The organism is Dorea sp. D27, from assembly GCF_001185345.1.
Classification (GTDB): Bacteria; Bacillota; Clostridia; order Lachnospirales; family Lachnospiraceae; genus Extibacter.
In genome coordinates this window covers 392666-399865 of the sequence record NZ_KQ236744.1, presented here as the reverse complement: position 1 = coordinate 399865, position 7200 = coordinate 392666, and the positions used below count along the sequence as shown (strand labels likewise).

The 7200-nt window shown below is 49.7% G+C and carries 8 protein-coding genes; all 8 read right to left on the bottom strand.

Annotation, left to right across the window (positions count from 1 at the left end):
- Positions 1-713 (bottom strand): FGGY family carbohydrate kinase (locus HMPREF0980_RS08415; protein ID WP_242847366.1); only part of this gene is annotated, 713 nt, incomplete at its 3' end.
- The gene (locus tag HMPREF0980_RS08410) at positions 710-1612 is read right to left on the bottom strand and encodes a ribokinase (RefSeq protein WP_049728698.1); all 903 of its coding nucleotides are present in this window, start codon (positions 1610-1612) and stop codon (positions 710-712) included. The genes HMPREF0980_RS08410 and HMPREF0980_RS08415, both read right to left, overlap by 4 nt.
- 39 nt (positions 1613-1651) lie before the next feature.
- Positions 1652-2053 carry a D-ribose pyranase gene (gene rbsD / locus HMPREF0980_RS08405; RefSeq protein WP_049728697.1) on the bottom strand — a complete coding sequence of 134 codons (402 nt, stop codon included), beginning with the start codon at positions 2051-2053 and terminating at the stop codon, positions 1652-1654.
- A gap of 79 nt (positions 2054-2132) precedes the next feature.
- Positions 2133-3185: an ABC transporter permease gene (locus HMPREF0980_RS08400; RefSeq protein ID WP_049728696.1), complete on the bottom strand. Its 1053-nt coding sequence runs from the start codon at positions 3183-3185 to the stop codon at positions 2133-2135.
- A gap of 3 nt (positions 3186-3188) precedes the next feature.
- On the bottom strand, positions 3189-4745 hold the full coding sequence (locus tag HMPREF0980_RS08395) for a sugar ABC transporter ATP-binding protein (RefSeq protein ID WP_049728695.1): 1557 nt from the start codon (positions 4743-4745) through the stop codon (positions 3189-3191).
- Positions 4746-4776: 31 nt separating this feature from the next.
- The gene (locus HMPREF0980_RS08390) at positions 4777-5430 is read right to left on the bottom strand and encodes a DUF2291 domain-containing protein (RefSeq protein WP_049728694.1); all 654 of its coding nucleotides are present in this window, start codon (positions 5428-5430) and stop codon (positions 4777-4779) included.
- A 191-nt stretch (positions 5431-5621) separates the two neighbouring features.
- Positions 5622-6650: a D-ribose ABC transporter substrate-binding protein gene (locus HMPREF0980_RS08385; RefSeq protein WP_049728693.1), complete on the bottom strand. Its 1029-nt coding sequence runs from the start codon at positions 6648-6650 to the stop codon at positions 5622-5624.
- A gap of 137 nt (positions 6651-6787) precedes the next feature.
- Positions 6788-7200 (bottom strand): transketolase C-terminal domain-containing protein (locus HMPREF0980_RS08380; RefSeq protein WP_304437658.1); only part of this gene is annotated, 413 nt, incomplete at its 5' end.

Genomic DNA, 7200 nt, shown 5'->3' with positions numbered 1-7200 from the left:
GGCACCGGGCGGGGGAGCAGCCCTTCGAAGTCCGTCTCGCCGAAGTCGGAATCCGAGTCACACACCTCGGCCAGGTTCGCCGGGTCTATCCCGAAGAGCCGGCAGATGTCCGCATCCCACGTGAGCTCGAAGATGTTGAAGAGCTGCGTCCGGGAGGCGTTGGAGTAGTCGGTCTTGTAGGACTTCCCGCCGGTCAGCTTATAGATGAGCCAGCTGTCTATCGTGCCGTGGCAGATTTCACCTGCGGCCGCCTTCTCTCCTGCCCCTTCCACATGCTCCAGTATCCAGGCGATCTTGGACGCCGGGAAGTAGGGGGAGAGGTTCATGCCGGTAGCCCTGCGGATGTGCTCCGCCTCGCCCAGCCCCTCCACCCGCTCGCAGATGTCCGCCGCCCGGGCACACTGCCATACGATGGCGTGCCCGAGGGGAGCGCCAGTGGCGCGGTCCCACGCAAGGGACGTCTCCCGCTGGTTGCTGATGCCGACGCCGGCGATACGGCTCTTGTCGATGCCGGACTCGTTTACGAGGCGGACGGCCGCCTCGATCGTATTGCGGTAGATCTCCTCCGGATCGTGGGAGACCCATCCCTTCTCATTCACGATCTGGACATGGGGCTTGTCGGCCCTGCGGATCAGGCGGCCGCTCCCGTCAAAGAGGAGGGCCTTCGTCCCCTGGGTGCTCTGGTCTATGCTGATGATATATTTGTCTGTCATGTTTCCTGCTCCTTTACAGCTCTGTTTGCAGCACTTCTTTTTTTCAGAGGGATAGACGCCGTGGCCCCCTCCCTCGACACAGCGATGGCGGATGCTCTGGCAGCCAGTTCCAGGCCGTCCGTCACAGGCATCCCCTCTATGATAGAGGAGATGAAGTAGCCGGTGAACGTATCGCCTGCCGCAGTCGTATCCACTGCCTTCACTTTAAAGATTCCCTGCCGGTACTGTTCCTCTTTGTATTGATATACAGATCCGTCCCCGCCAAGCGTAAGCACTACTTTTGCATTTGGATATATTTCTTTTAATTTTGCAAGGATAGCGTCCGTCTCTTCTTCCCCTGTCACCTGTGCCCCTTCAATTTCATTTAGCAGAAACATGGATATCTTGTTGAAGTCACATGCATCCAGGGCGCTGTTATAAGGAGACGGGTTCAGTATAACCATCATCCCTTTCTCATAGGCAGAATCGATAATATAGTCGAGCATATTGACCTCATTCTGCAGGAGCAGAATGTCGCCCTTGGCAAAGTGGCCAAGAACTTCGTCCACATATTCTTTTGTGATGCTCTGATTTGCGCCGCCGTAGAGCAGGATGCAGTTCTGTCCGTTCTTATCCACCTGTATAATCGTATGTCCGGACTTGCCGTCAATCTTCCTGACATAATCCGCTTTCACGCCGCCTTCACGGCATGTCTTCAGAAGGATGTCCCCCTCCTCGCCAACCATGCCCGCATGATATACTTCCACCCCGGCCTTCGCCAATGCGATGGACTGGTTCAGCCCCTTCCCGCCGCAGAAGACATTCATGCCATAAGACGCCAGGGTTTCCCCCGGCGTCACCATATGGTCGACGGAATATACATAGTCCAGATTTAAAGATCCAAAATTCAATACCTTCATAATTATAGTCCCTCTCTTTTTTTGTCATTATATGTACTGTTATGCCGGAAAAGCTACCCCGGCGCGGAGTATGATGTTCGGATAAGGTGTGAACTCCCCTGTCCGGACAGCAAATTTGATGCCTCCTGACATTTTCTTCAGCTCCACATGGCTGACCATCTCGGAGTCCACATCAGAAAGCTTCCCTTTCATATAGGCGAGCAATTCCGGGTTCTTTTCCACAATCTCCTCGGCCAGCGTATAATATTCCACTTCCGTCTCATCAAGGATTGCATCCATCACCTGCCGGAAAGTCGGAACTCCGCCACACAAGGCCAGATCTACTATCTCCACCCCCTGCGGAATCGGCATGCCGCCGTCCGCAATCATAAACGTGTCCTTGTGCCCAAGTCCCGCAATCAGCCCGGCAAGCTGCACATTGATAATGCCCCTTTTTTTCATACAATTCACCTCAATTTCGATAGGGGTCAGACCCCTGTATCCACAGGGGTCTGACCCCTATGAAAATTCTTTAAATTGTCTATTTATTTTCGTTACGCGCCTGAAGTGCCATCTTCGCCTGGAGGTTTCTCTGTACCTGGTCGATGATTACGGCGATGATGATTACGAGGCCTCTGATTATCTTCTGCCAGAACTCTGTCACTCCGCACATTGTCATACCGTCGTTGATGACGCCGATTACGAATGCACCTACGATGGTTCCGCCTATCGTTCCGACACCTCCGGCCATAGATGTCCCGCCAAGTACGGATGCCGCAATTGCGTTCATCTCCCAAGATTCACCAGTCTTTGGTGTGGCGGATACGAGCTGTGATGTGGCGATGATACCTACGACCGCGGAGCAGAAGCCTGAAAATGCGTACACCCAGATCTTTACTCTGTCTACTTTGATACCGGAAAGCTTGGAAGCCTTTTCGTTGCCGCCGATAGACAGTACATGCCAGCCGAATGGTGTCTTCTTCAATATGAGCCCGGCAATTACGGCGATGATGGCAAGGATGAGGACACCGCACGGAATGGATGTCCCGCCAAGGTTACGTCCAAATACTTCAAATCCGGTATTGCCAAGCCCTTCGCTTCCTGATATCTCTGAAAATGTAGCTCCGTTTGAACGGATATTGGCAAATCCACGCCAGATATACATTGTACCGAGCGTAGCGATGAAAGGCGCCACATTGCACTTCGTGATGACGAGTCCGTTGATCATTCCCATCAGAGCTCCCAGAAGTACTGTGATGAGTACAATCATCGGAACGCTGAAATATAAAGTCACGCCGAACATCTTAAGCGTAAGCCCTTCCTGAATCAGACCGCCCGCTATCATGCCCGCGAGACCTGCAACGGAACCAACGGAAAGGTCGATGCCTCCGGTGATGATGACGTATGTCATGCCGATTGCGAGAATTCCGTAAAGTGCCACGTGCTTTGCCACTGTCAAAAGCGCGCCTGCACTTAAGAAGTTATCTGCTGTGATACTGAAGAATATAAGCAGAATAATTAACACGATGAATGTACGGCCCTTTAAAAGGGTCATCATTAATTTATTATTTCCTGAATTTTGTTTCGCTGCCATAATTTAACTCTCCTTTTCCTCTATATGATGGCCCTTGTAAGAAGCCAGTACCAATGTATCCTGCTGAATCTCATCCCCGAAGAATTCGCCTGTCTTGATACCATTAGACAGTACGATTACACGGTCTGCGATAGATACGATTTCCTGCAGCTCTGAAGAAATGACTATGATAGATAAGCCTTCTTCCGCATACTTGTTGATGATATCGAACACTTCCGTCTTTGCTCCGATATCGATACCGCGGCTTGGTTCGTCCATGAGCAGAATCTTCGGTTCTGTCAGTATGCCTTTGCCGATAACTACTTTCTGCTGGTTGCCACCTGATAAGGAAAGAATCGGCAGTTTCTTGTCTGCCACTTTTATCTGGATGTCTTTAATCTCTTGTTCTACTTTTTCCGCTTCCTTTTTGCTGTCCAGAAACGGTCCTTTTTTATATCTTTTCAGCGCGGACAGAGCACAGTTCTTCTCAATATCCAGCGTCTGCACGAGTCCTTGCGCCTGCCTGTCTTCAGGAATCAGGGCAAAGCCGTTGTCTATCTGCTGGGAAATGGATTTGATATGCAGTTCCTTTCCATTCATAGATACCTTGCCTGTATGTTCCGGGTGCAGTCCCATAAGACACTCGAACACTTCACTTCGTCCGGCTCCCATCAGCCCATAGATTCCGAGCACCTCTCCCTTTTTCAGTTCAAAATCCAGGTGATCCACAAGATACCCGCCACCGGCTTTCGGAAGACATAGGTCTTTTACTTCCAGGACATTTTCTACTTTGCTCCAGTCTACTTCACGGTCTCTTTTTGGATAAGATTTGGCTCCGCCCGTCATCTGATGGACGATCCACGGGACATCAATCTCTTCGACATCCGCATCGGCCACATATCTGCCGTCTCTCAGAATCGTGACGTGGTCGCCGATTTCCATTATCTCTTCCAGCCTGTGTGATATGTATACGATAGATATTCCGGCCGCCGTCAGCTCTCTCATGATTTTGAACAGGACCTTAACCTCCTGTTGAGACAGAGAAGAGGTAGGTTCATCCATGATCAGCACTTTCAAATCGTCTTCCACGAGATTTCTGGCAATCTCTATCATCTGCTGCTGCCCTACGCGCAGTTCGCCTACCTTCGCGTGCAGGTCAAGGGGGTGCTCCAGTCTCTCCAGCACCTTTTTTGCCCCTTCCATATGCTGCTTATTGTCCAGCGCGACCTTTCCTTTCGTCTTTTCCTTGTTCATGTAGATGTTCTGGTATACGTTCAGATTGGGGAACAGGCTCAGTTCCTGGTGTATGATACCGATTCCATGCTTTCTCGCCTCTGTCGTATTTTTAAAAAATACTTCTTTATCTCCAATGTACATTTTGCCTTCATTCGGCTGCTCAATCCCGGCAATCATCTTCATAAGAGTCGATTTGCCGGCACCGTTCTCGCCGATAAGCACATTTACCTTTCCCTTCAAAAGGTCAAATGACACCTCATCGAGTGCTTTTGTACCGGGGTAAATCTTGCTTATCTTTTCCGCATGGAGAAATACATCCTCCCTGCACTTATATGTCTCACCCATAGTTCATATCTCCTTCTTAATCTAAAGTAGGTTATTTTGCTTCCAGTACTACCGGAGTGATCAGTACATCCGAACTGCCGGTAGATACCGTAAATGCTCCTACAAATGAGATTGTCTTGCCCTGCAGAGAATCTGGTTTGGCCGGTTCCACAACATCTTTTGCAACGACTTCATTGATACTCTGTGACACTGCCGCCCACTGTTCCTGGTTTTTGTAATCCCCAAACTTGATAAAGCTTAATGAATCACGGATTGCAGAGCCTTTGTATACAGGCCCGATTTGAATCTTGACCGGTTCCGTGCCATTATAGCCATCCAGCTTCACTGTCATGTAGCCCGCCTGCGACTGTGTGTTCACTTCTCCTACGGTTCCCGTTCCTTTTACTACATAGCTCAGTTCTCCGGAATCTCCCATGGAATATTTCCCGTACTCGTCAGCCATTGTTGTCAGGTCTCCATTTGATCCTTCAAGGAGTTCTTTGAGGTCGACAGCGTTTTCATTCATCTCCGGAAGTGCCGATTCTTCCCAGATGGCTTCTACGTCATCTCCTGCATTAAATTCTACATCTCCTGTATATTTTCCTTCTTCTCCAATCTTAACGACTTTCACAATTCCACAACCCGTAAGCAACGTGGATGCTGCAAGTGTGAGCGTAAGTGCGAGAGCTATCATGCGCTTTTTCATAGCGGCCTCCTTCAATCGTTTATTCACAAATATTCCTGCCGAATATCTATTCATATCGAACTATTGTAATCCAATTAGGATATGTTCCGTAATCATTTAATACTTCTTCCACATAAAAGAGTCGGTTTCATATACGGGGAAGCACATAAAGTGCCTCCCCGTATATGTGTGATGCTTTATTCTGCCAATCACTATTCTGTGAAGACAAATCCTGATAATTTGTCTACATTGTCAGATGTGATGGCGATACAGTCTACTAACTGTTTCTCGTCTAATCCTGTAGAACCTTCTTTGAGGTACTTGTCAGCCTGCTCTACTGCCATCTCAGCGATAACCGCGAACTGCTGAAGGGCTGTTCCCGTAGCGTCTCCTGATTTGATCAGGGCTGCCGCTTCATCAGATCCATCTACGCCGATTACAGGAAGTGTCTTGCCGGCCGCCTGAAGCGCTGCACATACACCCTCTAACATCGTATCGTTGCCACATACGACTCCTTCGATGTCCGGGTTAGCCTGAAGCATAGCTTCCATCTTGTCATAAGCCTCTGTCTTTTCCCAGTTAGCTGTCTGCTGAGCCACCATCTCCATGTCCGGATACTGGTCGATTACTTCATGGAAAGCGGAAGAACGTACGCCCGCGTTCGTGTCAGATTCTTTACCTAACAGCTCTACATATTTTCCTTTTTCACCCATAGCTTCAACGAACTTCTCTGCGATGGCTTTTGCACCTTGATAGTTGTTGGCAACTATCTGAGAGATGGCAACGCCTTCTTCATTGATTTCACGGTCGATTAAGAATGTCGGGATTCCAGCTTCTCTTGCTTTCTTTACAGCTTCTACTGTTGCGTCCGCGCCTGCATTGTCACAGATGATAGCATCCGCTTTGTCAGCGATAGCACTGTCAAATAACTCTGTCTGTTTTGTCGGGTCGTCGTCGTGAGATACGGCTTTTACTTCGTATCCAAGTTCCTTTGCCTTAGCGGTCGCTGTGTCCGCCTCTGCCTTGAATGCCGGGTTGGATACGGATGGTGTGATAATATAAATGATGTTAGAGCCTCCGCCTGGTAAAGCTTCCTCTTCCTTCGTGTCCTCAGTCTTCTTGTCTTCCTTTTTTTCTTCCTTCTTAGAAGAATCGTCAGATTTAGAGCTACATCCCATAACCATAGCTCCGACCATAGCTACTGTAAGCAGCATAGCCAATACCTTTTTGAAACCTTTCATTTTCGCTCCTCCTTATGCTTTATAAGTATTAAATTATCTATATCAACAGGAAATTCCTGCTAATATCTGAAAACTTTAGAAATTTTGAAAGGGGTCAGACCCCTGTAGCCACAGGGGTCTGACCCCTATGCAAATTCCTACAAAACTCCCTTTATTGTCTTTACAATTCCTTCTGCGTCCAGCCCGTAATGCCGGAACACTTCCTTCGAGGTCCCCGTGATCACCGGCGCATCCGGCAGCGACAGGTTCACCACCCGTTTCGGGCATTCGCTCCCGACCACCTGGCTCACCATCGATCCCAGGCCTCCGTACGGGGCGTGCTCCTCTACCGTCACCACCGCTTTCGCTCCCGTCGCCGCCCTGATGATGGCTGCACGGTCCAGCGGCTTCACGCAGTACATGTCTACCACCGTCACTCCGATCCCCTCTTCACGCAGCTGCTCCGCCGCGTCCGCCGCAGGCTTCACCATCTCCCCGCAGGCGATCACCGCCACGTCGCTCCCTTCCGTCACGAAGGTCGCCTTATTCATCTCGAAGGGCACCTTCCCTT